Here is a 15,427-nt window from a genome sequence, read left to right on the forward strand (position 1 = left end):
TGCGACCGCCTTCGCGCTACTTGATGAAGCGCGTGTCGGCCAGCTTGGACAGGTCCGGGATCTGCTTGATGATGCCGACCTCCAGCAGCAGGTCGGCCGCTTCCTTGCTGAACTGCGCGTGCTCGCCGGCGAAGAACCTCTGGTTCGCGGCGCGGTCCTGCCAGCGCAGGAACTTCTGGCTCGCCTCGAACTGCTCGGCCGTCTGCTTGACGTCGGCGCCCATGATGCCGAAGCTCTTCGCGGGCTCGGCCTTGATCAGCTCGAGCGCGTCGAAGTAGGCGTTGGCCAGGCCCTGCGCGGCCTTCGGGTTGTCGGCCAGGAACTTGGGCGTGCAGCCGAAGGTGTCCATCACCATCGGGTAGTCCAGCGTGGTGGCGATGATCCGGCCCGCTTCCGGCTTGGCGCGCACGGCGCCGAGATACGGCTCGTAGGTCATCGCCGCGTCGATCCCGTCGGTGCCGGCGATCATCGCGTTGGCCGCGGGCTGCGGGCCCATGTTGACGACCTTCACGTCCTTCACGCTCATGCCGTTCTTCTTCAGGAACCACGCCAGGCCGAAGTAGCCGGCCGTGCCCGGGGCGTCGGCCGCCACCGTCTTGCCCTTCAGGTCGGTGATCTTCGTGATGCCGGGCTTGGCGACCATGCCGTCGGCGCCGAAGCTCTTGTCGAGCTGGAAGATCTGCGTGGTGGGTACGCCGTTGGCGTTCCACACGATCCAGGTCTCCACCGTGGTGGCCGCGCACTGGATGTCGCCGGAGGCGATGGCGAGGTGGCGGTCCTTCTGCGGGATCTTGCGGATGGTCACGTCCAGGCCATGCTTCTTGAACAGGCCGGCCTCCTTGGCCAGCGTCAGCGGCGCGAAGCCGGTCCAGCCGGAAATGCCGATGGCGACCTTGGTCTCCTGGGCGTGGGCGGTGGCGGCCACGCACAGGGCGAGCGCCAGCAGGGTCTTCGTCTTCATCGCGGTCCTCTTCGGGGTGGGTGGGAGGGTGGGAATCAGGCCGGGGTCCACAGGGCGGGCAGCCCCGGCAGCGTGCGAAAGATACGCGACAGCGAACCGTCGTGCACCAGGGCAGCGGCCGTGGCGATGTCCGGGGCCACGAGGCGGTCCTCGGGCATCGCGGCGCAGTGCTGGCGTAGCAAGGCGTGTGCCGCCTCCAGCGGCGCGGAACTCGCCAGCGGACGCAGGAACTCGATGCCTTGCGCCGCGGCCAGCCACTCGATGCCCAGGATGTGGGCCACGTTGGCGATCATCGGCTGCAGACGCCGCGCCGCGAAGGTGGCCATCGAGACATGGTCCTCCTGGTTGGCGCTCGTGGGCAGGCTGTCCACGCTGGCGGGGTGCGCAAGGCTCTTGTTCTCGCTGGCCAGCGACGCCGCGGTGACGTGCGCGATCATGAAGCCGCTGTTCAGGCCGGCGTTGGCCGTCAGGAAGGGCGGCAGGCGCGACACGTTGCTGTCGATCAGCATCGCGATGCGGCGCTCGGCGATGGCGCCCACCTCGGCGATGGCGCAGGCCATCGCGTCGGCGGCCAGGGCCACCGGTTCCGCATGGAAGTTGCCGCCGCTGACCATTGCCCCGTCGTCGGCGAACACCAGCGGGTTGTCGGTGACGGCATTGGCCTCGCGCAGCAGCACCAGCGCCGCGTGGCGGAGCTGGTCCAGGCAGGCCCCCACCACCTGCGGCTGGCAGCGCAGGCAGTACGGGTCCTGCACGCGGTCGTCGCCGTCGAGGTGGCTGCGACGGATCGCGCTGCCTTCGAGCAGGCGGCGGTAGTACGCCGCGACGTCGATCTGGCCCGGCTGGCCGCGCACCGCATGGATGCGCGCGTCAAACGGGCCGTCGCTGCCGCGGGCCGCGTCCACCGTCAGCGCGCCGATCACCAGCGCCGCTTCGAGCACCGGCTCGAACGCGAACAGCCCGTGCAGCGCCAGTGCCGTCGACACCTGGGTTCCGTTGATCAGGGCCAGGCCCTCCTTGGCCTGCAGTTCCAGCGGCACCAGGCCGGCCGCCCGCAGCGCGTCGGCGGCGGGCACGCGGCGCCCGTCGACCAGGCACTCGCCCTCGCCCATCAGCGCCAGCGTCATGTGTGACAGGGGCGCCAGGTCGCCCGACGCGCCCACCGAACCCTGGCTCGGGATGCAGGGCACGAGCCCGGCGTTGAACGCCGCCACCAGCGACTCGATCACCGCCGCGCGCACGCCCGAGTGGCCGCGCGCCAGGCTCGCGGCCTTCATGGCCATCACCAGCCGCACCACGGCCGGGGCCATTGGGTCGCCCACGCCGACGCTGTGCGACCGGATCAGGTTGCGCTGCAGCGTGGCGAGGTCCTGCGCGCCGATGCGGGTGGATGCGAGCTTGCCGAAGCCGGTGTTGACGCCGTAGACCGCCGCGTCGCCGGCGGCGGCCGCCTGCACCAGCGCCGCGCTGCGCTGCACCGCGGGCCACGCCCTGTCGTCGATGCCGATGGTCACGCCGCCGCGGTGCACCGCGAGCAGGTCGTCCAGCGCCAGCGTGCCCGGGACGAGGCGCAGCATCAGCGCGTCACCATCGGCAGGTCGAGGCCCTGCTCGCGGGCGCACTGCCGCGCGATGTCGTAGCCGGCGTCGGCATGGCGCATCACGCCGGTGCCGGGGTCGTTCCAGAGCACGCGCTCGATGCGGCGCGCCGCCGCGTCGGTGCCGTCGCACACGATCACCACGCCCGAATGCTGCGAGTAGCCCATGCCCACGCCGCCGCCGTGGTGCAGGCTGACCCAGGTGGCGCCGCCGGCGGTGTTGAGCAGCGCATTGAGCAGCGGCCAGTCGCTCACGGCGTCGCTGCCGTCGCGCATGGACTCGGTCTCGCGGTTGGGCGACGCGACCGAGCCGCTGTCGAGGTGGTCGCGGCCGATGACGATGGGGGCCTTGAGCTCGCCGCGGCGCACCATCTCGTTGAAGGCCAGGCCGGCGCGGTGGCGCTCGCCCAGGCCGATCCAGCAGATGCGGGCGGGCAGGCCCTGGAACGCGATGCGCTCGCCGGCCATGTCGAGCCAGCGGTGCAGGTGCGCGTCCTCGGGGAACAGTTCCTTCATCTTGGCGTCGGTCCGGCGGATGTCCTCCGGGTCGCCGGACAGCGCCACCCAGCGGAAAGGCCCCTTGCCGCGGCAGAACAGCGGCCGGATGTAGGCCGGCACGAAGCCGGGGAAGTCGAACGCGTTCCTCACGCCCTGGTCGAGCGCCACCTGCCGGATGTTGTTGCCATAGTCCACCGTGGGGATGCCCAGGGCCTGGAAGTCGAGCATCGCCTGCACATGGACGGCGCAGCCGCGCGCGGCGGCCTCGCGCAATTCGGCGTGGCGCGCGGGGTCGGCCTGCGCGGCGCGCCAGGCTTCCACGGTCCAGCCGGGTGGCAGGTAGCCGTGCACGAGGTCGTGCGCGCTGGTCTGGTCGGTCACCAGGTCCGGGCGCACGCCGCGGCGCACCAGCTCGGGCAGGATCTCCGCCGCGTTGCCCAGCAGCGCGACGCTGATCGCGCGGCCTTCGGCGGTGTAGCAGCCGATGCGCGCCAGCGCGTCGTCCAGGTCGGTGGCCTGCTCGTCGACGTAGCGGCTGCGCAGGCGGAAGTCGATGCGGCTCTGCTGGCACTCGATGGTGAGCGACGACGCGCCGGCGAAGCTGGCCGCCAGCGGCTGCGCCCCGCCCATGCCGCCCAGGCCCGCGGTGAGGATCCAGCGCCCGGCGAGGCTGCCGCCATAGTGCTGGCGCCCGGCCTCGACGAAGGTCTCGTAGGTGCCCTGCACGATGCCCTGGCTGCCGATGTAGATCCACGAGCCCGCGGTCATCTGGCCGTACATCATCAGGCCCTTGCGGTCGAGCTCGTGGAAGTGCTCCCACGTGGCCCACTTGGGCACCAGGTTCGAATTGGCGATCAGCACGCGCGGCGCGTCCTCATGGGTGCGGAACACGCCCACCGGCTTGCCCGACTGCACCAGCAGCGTCTCGTCGGGTTTCAGTCGCCGCAGCGTGGCGAGAATCGCCTCGAAGCAGTCCCAGTCGCGCGCCGCCTTGCCGATGCCGCCATAGACCACCAGTGCGTCGGGGTTTTCCGCGACCTCCGGGTCCAGGTTGTTCTGCAGCATGCGGTAGGCCGCCTCGATCAGCCAGTTGCCGCAGGCCAGTTCGCTGCCGCGCGGCGAACGCACCGGGCGCGGCCGGGCCACGGACTGCAGACGGGACAGGTCGGTCATGGTCGGGCTCCTTCGATCCGGGTTGGACTCTAGTTGTCTAGACAACCCTAGTCAACTACGATCCCGCTCATGGTTTCCACGGAGTCCCCGCCCGCCGCGGCCCTGGCCACCGCCCCGCCGTACGTCCGCGTCAAGCAGCACCTGAAGGACGGCCTGGCGCAGGGGCGCTGGGCGCCGGGCGCGCTGATGCCGTCCGAGGCCGAGCTGGTGACGCAGTTCGGCGTCAGCCGCATGACGGTCAACCGGGCGCTGCGCGAGCTGCAGGCCGAGGGCCTGGTGCTGCGCACCCAGGGCGTGGGCACCTTCGCGGCGCCGCTGCACCGGGTGTCGTCCACCCTCACCATCCGCGACATCCACGAGGAGATCGAGTCGCGCGGCCACCATCACGAGGCGCAGGTGCATCTGCTGCGCGGCGAGAAGGCCGCACCGGCACTGGCCGCCCAGCTGGGCGTGGACCCCGGCGCCACGGTGTTCCATTCGCTGATCGTGCACCGCGAGAACGGCGTCGCGCTGCAGTGCGAGGACCGCTACGTGAACCCGGCCTGCGCACCCGACTACCTGGCGCAGGACTTCACCCGCACCACGCCCACGCACCACCTGTTCGAGGTCACCGCGCTGTGGCGCGCGCAGTACTCGATCGAGTCGGCCCGACCCACCGCGCAGGAGGCCGCGTTGCTGGGGATCGCGCCCGACGAGCCCTGCCTCGTCGTCACCCGCCGCACCTTCAGCCACGACGCCGTGATCACGCTGGCGCGCCTGGTGCATCCGGGCACGCGCTACCTGCTGGAAGGCAGCTTCGAGCCATGAACGTCGTGAAGCTGGCCGACCGGCCCCACGTGCCCTGGCGCAACGGCGGCGGGCGCACGCGTGAACTGCTGGCCTGGCCGTCGGCCGACGACTGGCTGGTGCGGGTCAGCGTCGCGGAGATCGACGCCGACGGCCCGTTCTCGCCCTTTCCCGGCGTCGACCGCTGCTTCGCCGTGCTCGAAGGCGCCGGGGTCGAGCTGGCACTGCCCGACGGCCGGGTGCGGCTGCAGCGCGACCACCCGGGCGTGGCGTTCCCCGGCGAGGCGGCGCCGGCGTGCACGCTGATCGACGGCCCCACGCGCGACCTCAACCTGATGGCGCGCCGCGACGCCGGCCGCCCCACGATGCAGCGCGACGGGCCGCGCGCCGGGCGCTGGCGCGGCTGGTATGCCGACGGCCTGCTCACCTGGACCGACGACCCCGCCGAGACGCTGCCGGCCCGCGCTGGCGGCTGGTGGCTCACCCTGGAGCCGCGATGAAGACCCTCTGGCGCCATGCCCGCCTGGCCACGATGGACGGCCACGCCCCCGGGGGCTGGATCGAGCATGGCGCGCTGCTCGCCGACGGCGAACGCATCGCCTGGGTCGGCCCCGACGACGCCCTGCCCGCCGGCCTGGCCACCGACGCGCACGAGGTGGACCTGCACGGCGCGCTGCTCACGCCCGGCCTGATCGACGCCCACACGCACCTGGTGTACGGCGGCGACCGGGCCGCCGAGTTCGAGCGCCGGCTGCAGGGCGTGAGCTACGAGCAGATCGCCCGCGAAGGCGGCGGCATCCGGTCCACCGTGGCGGCCACGCGGGCGGCCGACGACGCCGCGCTGCTGTCCGGCGCCGCGCAGCGCGCCCGCGCGCTGATGGCCGAGGGCGTGACCACGATCGAGGTCAAGTCCGGCTATGGCCTGGCCCGTGAGCACGAGGCGCGCTGCCTGGCGGTGGCTCGCCGCCTCGGCCGCGAGCTGCCGCTTGCCGTGCGCACCACGTCGCTGGCCGCCCATGCGCTGCCGCCCGAGTACGCCGGCCGCCCGGACGACTACATCGACGCCGCCTGCGGCTGGCTGCGCGAGCAGCATGCGGCCGGCCTGGTGGACGCGGTGGACGCGTTCTGCGACACCATCGGCTTCACCCCGGCGCAGACGCGACGCGTCTTCGACACCGCGCGCGCGCTCGGGCTGCCGGTCAAGCTGCATGCGGAGCAGCTGTCCAACCAGCAGGGCGCGGCGCTGGCCGCCGGCTACGGCGCGCTGTCGTGCGACCACCTCGAGCACCTCGACGACGCCGGCATCGCAGCCATGGCGGCGGCCGGCACGGTGGCGATGCTGCTGCCGGGCGCGTACTACTTCCTGCGCGAGACGAAGCTGCCGCCGGTGGACGCGCTGCGCCGGGCCAGCGTGGCGATCGCCATCGCCACCGACCACAATCCGGGGTCGTCGCCCGCGCTGTCGCTGCTGCTGATGCTCAACATGGCCTGCACCCTGTTCCGCCTGACACCCGAGGAGGCCTTTGCCGGCGTCACCGCGCACGCGGCGCGGGCACTCGGGCTGGCCGACCGCGGTCGCCTGCGGGCGGGACTGCGCGCCGACCTCGCCGTGTGGGACGCCACGCATCCGCGCGAACTGGCCTACCGCTTCGGCATCAATCCCTGCCGTGCACGCGTCTTCGCCGGCCGCATCGACCCTCCTGCCCAGCCGCTGCCATGAGCTTCCGACTGCACCCCGGCCGCACGCCGCTGCTGATCAGCTTTCCGCATGTCGGCACGGCGATCCCCGACGACCAGCGCCACCGCTACCTGCCGCGCGCCCTGCAGGTCGAGGACACCGACTGGTTCCTCGACCGCCTCTACGCGTTCGCCGCCGGGCTCGGCGCCGGGCTGCTGGTGCCGCAGGAAAGCCGCTACCTGATCGACCTGAACCGGCCGCGCGAGAACACGCCGATGTACGCCGGCACCAACAACACCGAGCTGTGCCCGACGCGCTTCTTCACCGGCGAGCCGATCTACCGCGAGGGCCTCGCTCCCGACGCCGCCGAGATCGGGCGGCGCGTCCAGCACTACTGGCAGCCCTACCACGACGCCATCGCCGCCGAGCTGTCGCGGCTGCGCGCGCAGCACGGCCACGCGGTGCTGTTCGACGCGCACAGCATCAAGAGCGAGCTGCCCTGGCTGTTCGACGGGGTCCTGCCGCACATGAACCTGGGCACGGTGCAGGGCCGCAGCTGTGCGCCGGCCCTGCGCGACGCGCTGGCGGCCGACCTCGCCGCCCAGGACCGCTTCAGCCACGTGGTGGACGGCCGCTTCAAGGGCGGCCACATCACGCGCAGCTTTGGCCGGCCCGCCGACGGCCTGCACGCGGTGCAGCTCGAGATGTGCTGGCGCGCCTACATGGACGAAGGCCCCCCCGCGGCCTGGAACGACGACCGCGCCGCCGAGGTGACGCCGCTGCTGACGCGGCTGGTGCGCACCCTGATCGAGTGGCGGCCATGAGCCCCGGCGCGGACGCCGTGCCGCCGGGGCCGCTGTGGGCGCCGCGTGCGTGGCTCGACGGTCGCTGGGCCGAGTCGGTGCTGCTGGTGCCCGGCACCGACGGGTGCTGGGCCGAGGTGCGCGCCGGCGTCGCCGCGCCGGCCGGGGCCCGGGTGCTGCCGGGCGCGGTGCTGCCCGGCCTGGTGGACGCGCACAGCCATGCGTTCCAGCGCGCGTTCGCCGGCCTGGCCGAGCGCCGCGACACCGAGCACGATGACTTCTGGTCCTGGCGCGACCGCATGTACCAGGTGGCGCTGCGCGTGACGCCGCAGCAGCTGCGCGACGTGGCGGCGCAGTTGTACGTGGAGCTGCTGCACGGCGGCTACACGCAGGTGTGCGAGTTCCACTACCTGCAGCACGCGCCGGACGGCCGCCCCTACGACGATGCGGGCACGCTGTCCTGGGCCCTGGCCGACGCCGCCGCCGACAGCGGCATCGGCCTGACCCTGCTGCCGGTGCTGTACCAGCGCGCGGGCTTCGCGCAGCCCGCGCTGCGCCCCGACCAGCGCCGCTTCGCCACCGACGCCGACGCGGTGCTGGCGCTGCAGCGCGCGGCCCGCGCGCGAGGCCTGCGCTGCGGCGTGGCGATCCATTCGCTGCGCGCGGCCACGCCCGACGCCCTGGCCCGGCTGGCCGCCGGGGCGGTCGACGGGCCGGTCCACATCCACGTGGCCGAGCAGACGGCCGAGGTGGACGACTGCCTCGCCGCCACCGGCCAGCGGCCGATCGAGTGGCTGGCTGCGCACGTGCCGCTGTCGCCGCGCTGGCAGCTGGTGCATGCCACGCACGCCACGCCGGCCGAGATCGACGCCGTGGCCACCACCGGTGCGGGCATCGTGCTGTGCCCGACCACCGAGGCCAACCTCGGCGACGGCCTGGCGGACCTGCCGCGCTGGCTCGCAGCCGGCGTGCCGGTGGCCATCGGCTCGGACAGCAACGTCTGCCGCGACGCGCTGGAGGAATTGCGTCTGACGGAGTACGGCCAACGTCTGGCCCTGCGCCGGCGCAATGTGTCGGCACGGCCCGGCGTGCAGCCGGCCACGGCGGCGCGCCTGTTCGACGCCGCGCTGCGCGGCGGCGCCGCCGCCGGTGGGTTCGACCGCTGGGGCCTCGTGCCCGGCGCGCGGGCCGACCTGCTGGTGGCCGACCCGGCCTGCGACGCGTTGCGCGGCGTGCCGTCGGCGTCGCTGCTCGACGCGCTGGTGTTCGCGGGCGCCGTGCGGCCGTGGCGCGACGTGATGGTGGCGGGCCGCTGGGTGCTGCGCGACGGAGCGCACCCCGCGGCGGCCCCGATCGCCCGGCGCTTCGACGCCGCCATGGCGGCGCTGTGGAGCGACGCCGCGTGAACGCGCCCGCCCTCGCGCTGGCCGACGTGCGCGTCGTGGAGTTCGCCGGCCTCGGGCCCTGCCCCTTCGCCGGCATGATGCTGGCCGACATGGGCGCCGAGGTGGTGGTGATCGACCGCCGGGACACGCCCGCCGAGGCGCCGGCCGACGAGCACCGCGGCAAGCGCTCGATCGCGCTCGACCTGAAACAGCCGGCCGCGCGCGACGCCGCCTGGGCCCTGATCGAGCGCGCCGACGTGCTGATCGAGGGCTTCCGGCCCGGCGTGATGGAACGCCTGGGCTTCGGCCCCGACGCGGTGGCCGCGCGCCACCCGCGCCTCGTGTACGGCCGCGTCACCGGCTGGGGCCAGCACGGGCCGCTGGCGCAGGCCGCGGGGCACGACATCAACTACGTGTCGCTGACCGGCGCGATGTCGATCGCGGGCCGCCCCGGCGAGGCGCCGATGGTGCCGGCCACGCTGGTGGGCGACATGGGCGGCGGCGCGATGTTCCTCGCCTTCGGCGTGGTCTGCGCGCTGCTCGAGGCGCGCCGCAGCGGCCGTGGCCAGGTGATCGACGCGGCCATGGTGGACGGCGTGTCGATGCTGTCGTCGCTGGTGCACCAGCGGCGCGGCGCCGGCACCTGGAGCGACGACCCGGCGCAGAACTTCTTTCTCGGCGCGTCGCCGTTCTACGACGTTTTCGACTGCGCGGGCGGTGGCCGTGTCAGCCTGGGCCCGATCGAGCCCAAGTTCTATGCCGAGCTGCTGCGCCGCCTCGCCCTGGACGACACGGACCCGGCGCGCCAGTACGCGGTGGAGGACTGGCCCGCGCTGCGCGCGCGCATCGCCGCGCTGCTGGCCACGCGCCCGCGCGAACACTGGTGCGCGCTGCTCGAAGGCAGCGACGCCTGCTTCGCGCCGGTGCTGTCGCTCGACGAGGCGCCCCGCCACCCGCATCTGGCGGCGCGCGGCACCTATGTGGCGGTGGACGGCCTCACGCTGCCGGCCCCGGCGCCGCGGCTGTCGCGCAGCGGCGCGCGCATGCCGCGGCGCGGGCCGCGGCCCGGGCAGCACACGCGGCAGGTGCTGGGCGAGCTCGGCATCGACGTCGACGCCCTGCACGCCGCGGGCGCCTGCCGCTGAACCTGCCGCTGGGGTCGCCGCCGCCGCGGCGACCTGCCCTCAGCGGGCCGAGGCGCGGCGGGCCAGCAGCGCCGCCGTGATGCCCAGCAGGATCGCCCATTCGAGCGACAGCAGCAGCGTGGCCAGCAGGGTCACGGCCAGGCCGGCGCGCTGCTGCGGATGCTCGCGCCACAGGCGCGCCAGCCCGGCCGCGTCGAACAGGCTCCAGGCCACCGCCACCAGCACGCCGGCCACGACCGCCAACGGCAGGTAGCCGGCCAGCGGCGCGACGAACAGCAGGATCACCGCCAGCAGCACCCCCGCGAACGCGGCCGCCAGCGGCGTGCGCGCCCCGGCCTGCGCATTGACAGCCGAGCGGTTGAACGAGCCGCTGGCCGGCATGCCCGAGGTGAACGCGGCCGCCACGTTGGCGAGGCCCTGGCCGATGAATTCCTGGTTGCTGTCGAGCTCGTCCCCGTGGCGGCGCGCCATGGCCTTGGCGATGGCGGTCGCCTCGGTGAGCTTGAGCAGGGTCATCACCAGCGTGGCACTGAACAGCAGGCGCAGCGTGTCGGGGCGCAGATCGGGCCAGGACAGCTGGGGCAGCGGGCCGGGCAGCGGCGGCACCGTAGCCAATACGGGCCAATGCGGGGCCAGGCGGGGCAGCAGCAGCGCGGCCACCGAACCGACGACGACACCGACGAGCATCGCCGGCATCCAGCGCGCCAGCGGCCGCGCCGCGATCGTGGCCACCAGCGTGATGCCGGCCACCACCGGTGCACCGGGATGGACCTCGCCCCAACGCCGCACCACTTCGGCGATGCCGGCCCAGGGCGACTGGCCGCGCGGCAGGTCCAGGCCCAGCAGCGCCCCGAGCTGGCTGGCCACGATGAGGACCGCCGCCCCCGAGGTGAAGCCGACGATCACCTCGTGAGGCACGCGGTCGACCACCGCGCCGACTCGGGCCAGGCCCAGCAGCACCTGGATCACGCCGACCAGGAACGCCAGCGTGATGACCAGGCTCACGTACTGGGGCGAACCCACCGGGGCCAGCGGCGCCAGCAGCGCAATGGTGGTCAGCGCAATCGCATTGGCCGGCCCGGTCACCATCAGCCGGCTGGAGCCGAACAGGGCGGCCACGATGCACGGCAGCACGGCGGCCGCCAGACCATGCTGCGGCGGCAGCCCGGCCAGCGTGGCAAACGCCAGGGCCTGGGGCAGCACGACCACGGCGCCGGTCAGGCCGGCCAGCAGGTCCGCCCGGAGCGCACCGGGTTGGCGCCATTCCGAGCGCCATCGCATTACAGGCAGTTGCACGTCGCGGGTCCGGGTCTTGCGAGTCAGGGGCGATCTTGGCCCCGAAATGCGCTGTAACTGGGCGAGGCCGCGGGCCCCGATCCTAGGGTGATGCACCGAGCAGGACGTGAAAGCTTTGACGCTATAGTGCCGGCCTTCGCGACGCCCGACGTCGCATCGGCCCACGAAGCCGAACAGAACGAGACCCAAGCAAGCATGGAAGCAGCGCCCGCAACAGGGGCGTCTGGAGGTGTGGTTTGTTGACGTACGACTACGCTGCACAACAGCGCAAGCCCGGCAAGCACATTGTCGGGATCGGCATCGTGGTCCTGATGCACATCCTCCTTGGCTGGGCGCTGGTGAGCGGCCTGGCGCGCAAGGTGGTCGAGGTCATCAAGAACCCGATCGAGACCAAGATCATCGAGGAGACGAAGCCGCCGCCGCCGCCTCCCGAGAATCTGCCCCCGCCGCCCAAGCTGGCCCCGCCGCCGCCGAGCTTCGTGCCCCCGCCCGAGGTGGTGGTGGCGCCGCCGCCGACGCCGGCCCCGACGATCACCACCACCACGGTGGCACCACCGCCGGCCCCGGTGACGATCGCGCCCGCACCGGCGCCGGCTGCGCCGCCGGCACCGGCTCCTGTCGCGCAGCCGGCGCGGCTGTTCGCCGCCGACGCGCGTAGCTGCGCGCCCACTGCTGAGGACTATCCCGCTGCCGCGGTGCGCGCCAGCGCTACTGGCACCACTGTTGTGCGCTTCACGATCGACGCCACAGGGAAGATGGCTTCAGCCGATGTCGTGCGGTCAGCGGGCCCCAGTCGCGAGCACCGGCTTCTGGACCGTGTGGCGATCACGAAATTCAGCGAGTGCAAGTTCTCGCCCGGCGTCGACGCCAACGGCAAGCCCGTGGGCGGTGTCGTCAGCGTCGAGTACGTGTGGAAGCTCGATTAGCCCCAAGGTCTGCCGGCCCTTCCGCTACCCAGTCCATCCTTTCCAGCCGCGCGGCTCTCTTTGAAAACGCGCATTCGTTTCCCGGAGGAACCATGTCCCTGATCCGCTCCATCCGCGCGCCGTTCGTCGCCGCGTTGCTCGCCGTGGCCGGCCTGGCCGCCAGCCTGCCCACCACCGCCCTGGCCCAGGCCGCATCCGCGCCGGCGGCACAGGCCAGCGCGCCTGCTGCGGCACCGGCCCCCGCCGCCGCACCGGCCGCCACGGTGGAGAAGGAGTCCGTGATGAACCCCTACGGCCTCGAGGCGATGTGGAAGCAGGGCGATGCCGTCGCCAAGGTCACGCTGATCATCATGATCATCATGTCGATGGGCAGCTGGTACATCATCTTCACGAAGCTGTTCGAACAGAACAAGCTGATGAAGAGCGCCCGCGCCGCTGGTGAAGCGTTCTGGAACGCAGGTTCGATCCAGAAGGGGGCCTCCACCCTGGAAGAAGGCAGCGCCTTCCGCTTCCTGGCCGAAGCTGGCTTGAAGGCCGCCGACCACCACGAAGGCGCCATGCTCGAGGCGATCGACAAGCACACCTGGATCGGCATGAGCATGCAGCGCGCCACCGACAGCATCAACAGCCGCCTGCAGGACGGCCTGGCCTTCCTGGCCACGGTGGGCTCCACGGCCCCGTTCGTCGGCCTGTTCGGCACGGTCTGGGGCATCTACCACGCCCTGACGGCCATCGGCATCAGCGGCCAGGCCTCGATCGACAAGGTGGCTGGCCCGGTGGGCGAGGCGCTGATCATGACCGCCATCGGCCTGGCCGTCGCGGTGCCCGCGGTGATGGGCTACAACTGGCTGATCCGCCGCAACAAGGCCGCCATGGAGCGCGTGCGCGCCTTCTCGGGCGACCTGCAGAACGTGCTGCTGGCCGGCAAGCGCTGACCACCGGCGATCGCTGCCACGCGAAGGAATCGCCATGGGTATGAACGTAGGCTCCGCCGACGACGACGGCGACGAGCAGCAGATGAACTCCAGCATCAACACCACGCCCCTCGTGGACGTGATGCTGGTGCTGCTGATCATCTTCCTGATCACGATTCCGGTGGTCACGCAGACCATCAAGCTGGAACTGCCCAAGGAACGCAACCTGCCAACGCAGACCAAGCCCGAGAACATCGTGCTGGCGGTCAACCGCGACGGCGAGGTGCACTGGGGCATGCAGCGGCTGCGTGACGCCGAGGACCTGGTGGCCCGCCTGAAGACCGAGGCCGTCAAGGATCCGCAGCCCGAGGTGCACATCCGCGGCGACATGGAAGTGCGCTACGAGTCGATCGGCCGCGTGATCGTGGCCTGCCAGCGCGCGGGCATCCTCAAGGTCGGCTTCATCACCGAACCGCCCGCCGGCGGCGTCACCCGCTAAGGAGCCCGAGCCATGGCCATGCAAGTAGGCTCTTCGAGCGATGACGACGTGATGGTCGACATCAACACCACGCCGCTGATCGACGTGATGCTGGTGCTGCTGATCATGTTCATCATCACGATCCCGATCCAGACCCACGCGGTCAAGCTGAACATGCCCACGCCGAGCAACGTGCAGCCGACCAAGCTGCCCGAGGTGATGCGCATCGACGTCGACTTCGACGGCACGATCGGCGTCAACGGCGTGCTCACCACCAAGTCCGAACTCGACGCCAAGCTCGCCGAGTGGGGCCGACTGCCCACCGCCGACCAGCCCGAGGTGCACCTGCGCCCCAACAAGCTCGTCACCTACAAGCATGTGGCGGCCATCATGGCCAGCGCGCAGCGCCAGGGCGTGAGCAAGATCGGCATGGTGGGCAACGAGCAGTTCATGAACTGAGCGCGGCCTGTCGACCGTTCATCCCCGGGGATCGTTACCTGCACTGGAACGATCCCCGTTTCACTTTCGAGAGTTAGCCCCCATGACCACCCAGCCGCTTCGTGTCCTCGTCGCCACCCTGCTCGCCGCCGGCCTGATGTCCGCCGCCCAGGCGCAGGGCATCCGCCCCGAGGTGGGCAAGCCGCTCCAGGCCGCCAGCGAGCTGCTCAAGGCCGGCAAGGGCCGCGAGGCGCTGGCCAAGGTGCGCGAGGCCGACGCGGTCGGCGGCAAGAACCCGGCCGAACAGCTGATGATCGACCGCATGAAGGGCGCGGCGGCCCAGCGTGCGGGCGACAACGCCACGGCCGTGGCTGCGTTCGAGGCGGTCTTCGCTTCGGGCAAGCTGTCCGGCGCCGAGCAGGCCCAGGTGGCCGAGTCGATCGCCTTCGGCTACTCGCAGATGAAGAACAACGCCAAGGCCACCGAGTGGGTCGCCAAGGCACGCGCGGCCGGGGGCAACAGCGCGTCGCTGAACCAGCTGGCGGCGTACCTGCAGGGCGCGAGCGGCGACTACGCGCAGATCTTCAAGGACGCCCAGGCCCAGGTGCAGGCCGCCGAGCAGGCCGGCCGGCGCCCCGCCGAGGACGACCTGCTGCGCCTGGCCGACGCGGCCCGCCGCACCAACAACAATGGCGTCTACTCCAGCGCGCTCGAAAAGCTGGTGCTCTACTACGCCAAGAAGGACTACTGGACCGCGCACCTGGCCAGCATCCAGCGCAAGCCCGGCTTCGCCGACCGCCTCGCGCTCGACGTCGGCCGCCTGAAGCTCGCCAACGGCCTCGTCACCAAGACCGACGACTACATGGAACTGGCCCAGCTTGCGCTGCAGGCCGGTTTCCCCACCGAGGCCAAGTCGATCGTCGACAAGGGCTATGCGGCCGGCGCCCTGGGCACCGGCGACCAGGCGGCACGCCACCAGCGCCTGAAGGATCTGGTGCTCAAGTCCCAGTCGGAATCTGCCGCCGGCATTGCGCAGCAGGCCACCGAGGCCCTGGCGCAGAAGGACGGCAACGACCTGGTCAAGGTGGGCACCGTGTACGCGTCCATGGGCCAGGCCGACAAGGCGATCGAGCTGATCGAAAAGGGCATCGCCAAGGGCGGCCTGAAGCGGCCGGACGACGCGAAGCTGCGCCTCGCGCTGGCCATGGCCCAGTCGCCCAAGACCAAGGCCCGGGGCCTGCAGGCGCTGCGCTCGATCGGCGGCACCGACGGCACGGCCGAGGTGGCCCGCCTGTACGCCGCGGTGCTGCAGTGACCGCCACGCCGCTGCGCCGCGGCCTGCGCGGCGT

The 15,427-nt window shown here is 72.3% G+C and carries 15 protein-coding genes; 11 read left to right on the forward strand and 4 right to left on the reverse strand.

Features of this window, described 5'->3' with window-relative positions; translation table 11 throughout:
- Positions 1–16: 16 nt before the first annotated feature.
- Genes AC2EAQ_RS16725 through hutU form a run of 3 tightly spaced genes read right to left on the reverse strand, consistent with a single transcriptional unit; the run spans position 17 to position 4,229 of the window.
- Complete coding sequence (locus AC2EAQ_RS16725) at positions 17–961, reverse strand: ABC transporter substrate-binding protein (RefSeq protein ID WP_484645546.1); 945 nt, start codon at positions 959–961, stop codon at positions 17–19.
- Positions 962–996: 35 nt separating this feature from the next.
- Positions 997–2,538 (reverse strand): histidine ammonia-lyase, encoded by a 1,542-nt coding sequence (gene hutH / locus AC2EAQ_RS16730; RefSeq protein WP_484645548.1) that lies wholly within the window; start codon positions 2,536–2,538, stop codon positions 997–999.
- Positions 2,538–4,229: a urocanate hydratase gene (gene hutU / locus AC2EAQ_RS16735; RefSeq protein WP_484645550.1), complete on the reverse strand. Its 1,692-nt coding sequence runs from the start codon at positions 4,227–4,229 to the stop codon at positions 2,538–2,540. The genes hutH and hutU overlap by 1 nt, the downstream gene beginning before the upstream one ends.
- A 69-nt stretch (positions 4,230–4,298) precedes the next feature.
- On the opposite strand from hutU, the gene hutC reads away from it, so the two are divergent.
- The 6 genes from hutC to AC2EAQ_RS16765 are packed head-to-tail and all read left to right on the forward strand — an operon-like array spanning position 4,299 to position 10,026.
- Entirely contained in the window at positions 4,299–5,036 is a 738-nt protein-coding gene (hutC, locus tag AC2EAQ_RS16740) for a histidine utilization transcriptional repressor HutC (protein ID WP_484645551.1), read from the forward strand.
- Complete coding sequence (locus AC2EAQ_RS16745; protein ID WP_484645552.1) at positions 5,033–5,515, forward strand: HutD/Ves family protein; 483 nt, start codon at positions 5,033–5,035, stop codon at positions 5,513–5,515. Before hutC ends, AC2EAQ_RS16745 begins: the two co-directional genes overlap by 4 nt.
- On the forward strand, positions 5,512–6,735 hold the full coding sequence (hutI, locus tag AC2EAQ_RS16750) for an imidazolonepropionase (protein ID WP_484645553.1): 1,224 nt from the start codon (positions 5,512–5,514) through the stop codon (positions 6,733–6,735). The genes AC2EAQ_RS16745 and hutI overlap by 4 nt, the downstream gene beginning before the upstream one ends.
- Positions 6,732–7,517, forward strand: coding sequence for an N-formylglutamate deformylase (gene hutG / locus AC2EAQ_RS16755; RefSeq protein WP_484645555.1), 786 nt, complete (start codon positions 6,732–6,734; stop codon positions 7,515–7,517). Before hutI ends, hutG begins: the two co-directional genes overlap by 4 nt.
- A complete protein-coding gene (locus tag AC2EAQ_RS16760; RefSeq protein ID WP_484645557.1) occupies positions 7,514–8,902 on the forward strand; it encodes a formimidoylglutamate deiminase in 1,389 nt (462 codons plus the stop codon). Before hutG ends, AC2EAQ_RS16760 begins: the two co-directional genes overlap by 4 nt.
- Positions 8,899–10,026, forward strand: coding sequence for a CaiB/BaiF CoA transferase family protein (locus tag AC2EAQ_RS16765; RefSeq protein ID WP_484645558.1), 1,128 nt, complete (start codon positions 8,899–8,901; stop codon positions 10,024–10,026). Before AC2EAQ_RS16760 ends, AC2EAQ_RS16765 begins: the two co-directional genes overlap by 4 nt.
- A 39-nt stretch (positions 10,027–10,065) precedes the next feature.
- On the opposite strand, the gene AC2EAQ_RS16770 is transcribed toward AC2EAQ_RS16765, so the two are convergent.
- On the reverse strand, positions 10,066–11,322 hold the full coding sequence (locus AC2EAQ_RS16770) for a SulP family inorganic anion transporter (protein WP_484645559.1): 1,257 nt from the start codon (positions 11,320–11,322) through the stop codon (positions 10,066–10,068).
- Positions 11,323–11,561: 239 nt separating this feature from the next.
- Between AC2EAQ_RS16770 and AC2EAQ_RS16775 the strand changes: the two genes are divergently transcribed.
- The 5 genes from AC2EAQ_RS16775 (at position 11,562) to AC2EAQ_RS16795 (ending at position 15,393) form a co-directional block, all read left to right on the forward strand.
- Complete coding sequence (locus AC2EAQ_RS16775; protein WP_484645560.1) at positions 11,562–12,248, forward strand: energy transducer TonB; 687 nt, start codon at positions 11,562–11,564, stop codon at positions 12,246–12,248.
- A 92-nt stretch (positions 12,249–12,340) separates the two neighbouring features.
- Positions 12,341–13,183, forward strand: coding sequence for a MotA/TolQ/ExbB proton channel family protein (locus tag AC2EAQ_RS16780; RefSeq protein WP_484645561.1), 843 nt, complete (start codon positions 12,341–12,343; stop codon positions 13,181–13,183).
- 34 nt (positions 13,184–13,217) lie between these two features.
- Entirely contained in the window at positions 13,218–13,661 is a 444-nt protein-coding gene (locus AC2EAQ_RS16785) for an ExbD/TolR family protein (RefSeq protein WP_484645562.1), read from the forward strand.
- A 12-nt stretch (positions 13,662–13,673) separates the two neighbouring features.
- Entirely contained in the window at positions 13,674–14,099 is a 426-nt protein-coding gene (locus tag AC2EAQ_RS16790; RefSeq protein ID WP_484645564.1) for an ExbD/TolR family protein, read from the forward strand.
- Positions 14,100–14,181: 82 nt separating this feature from the next.
- Positions 14,182–15,393 (forward strand): hypothetical protein, encoded by a 1,212-nt coding sequence (locus tag AC2EAQ_RS16795; protein ID WP_484645565.1) that lies wholly within the window; start codon positions 14,182–14,184, stop codon positions 15,391–15,393.
- Positions 15,394–15,427: the final 34 nt, after the last annotated feature.

Source organism: Aquabacterium sp. T101 (genome assembly GCF_057219775.1).

Excerpts from the sequence above, each read along its gene's own strand:
- hutH (WP_484645548.1), bottom strand. The coding sequence starts at position 2,538 with ATGCTGCGCCTCGTCCCGGGCACGCTGGCGCTGGACGACCTGCTCGCG.
- AC2EAQ_RS16760 (WP_484645557.1), top strand. The coding sequence starts at position 7,514 with ATGAGCCCCGGCGCGGACGCCGTGCCGCCGGGGCCGCTGTGGGCGCCG.
- hutG (WP_484645555.1), top strand. The coding sequence starts at position 6,732 with ATGAGCTTCCGACTGCACCCCGGCCGCACGCCGCTGCTGATCAGCTTT.
- AC2EAQ_RS16725 (WP_484645546.1), bottom strand. The coding sequence starts at position 961 with ATGAAGACGAAGACCCTGCTGGCGCTCGCCCTGTGCGTGGCCGCCACC.
- hutI (WP_484645553.1), top strand. The coding sequence starts at position 5,512 with ATGAAGACCCTCTGGCGCCATGCCCGCCTGGCCACGATGGACGGCCAC.
- hutU (WP_484645550.1), bottom strand. The coding sequence starts at position 4,229 with ATGACCGACCTGTCCCGTCTGCAGTCCGTGGCCCGGCCGCGCCCGGTG.
- AC2EAQ_RS16795 (WP_484645565.1), top strand. The coding sequence starts at position 14,182 with ATGACCACCCAGCCGCTTCGTGTCCTCGTCGCCACCCTGCTCGCCGCC.
- AC2EAQ_RS16785 (WP_484645562.1), top strand. The coding sequence starts at position 13,218 with ATGGGTATGAACGTAGGCTCCGCCGACGACGACGGCGACGAGCAGCAG.
- AC2EAQ_RS16745 (WP_484645552.1), top strand. The coding sequence starts at position 5,033 with ATGAACGTCGTGAAGCTGGCCGACCGGCCCCACGTGCCCTGGCGCAAC.
- AC2EAQ_RS16790 (WP_484645564.1), top strand. The coding sequence starts at position 13,674 with ATGGCCATGCAAGTAGGCTCTTCGAGCGATGACGACGTGATGGTCGAC.
- AC2EAQ_RS16780 (WP_484645561.1), top strand. The coding sequence starts at position 12,341 with ATGTCCCTGATCCGCTCCATCCGCGCGCCGTTCGTCGCCGCGTTGCTC.
- hutC (WP_484645551.1), top strand. The coding sequence starts at position 4,299 with ATGGTTTCCACGGAGTCCCCGCCCGCCGCGGCCCTGGCCACCGCCCCG.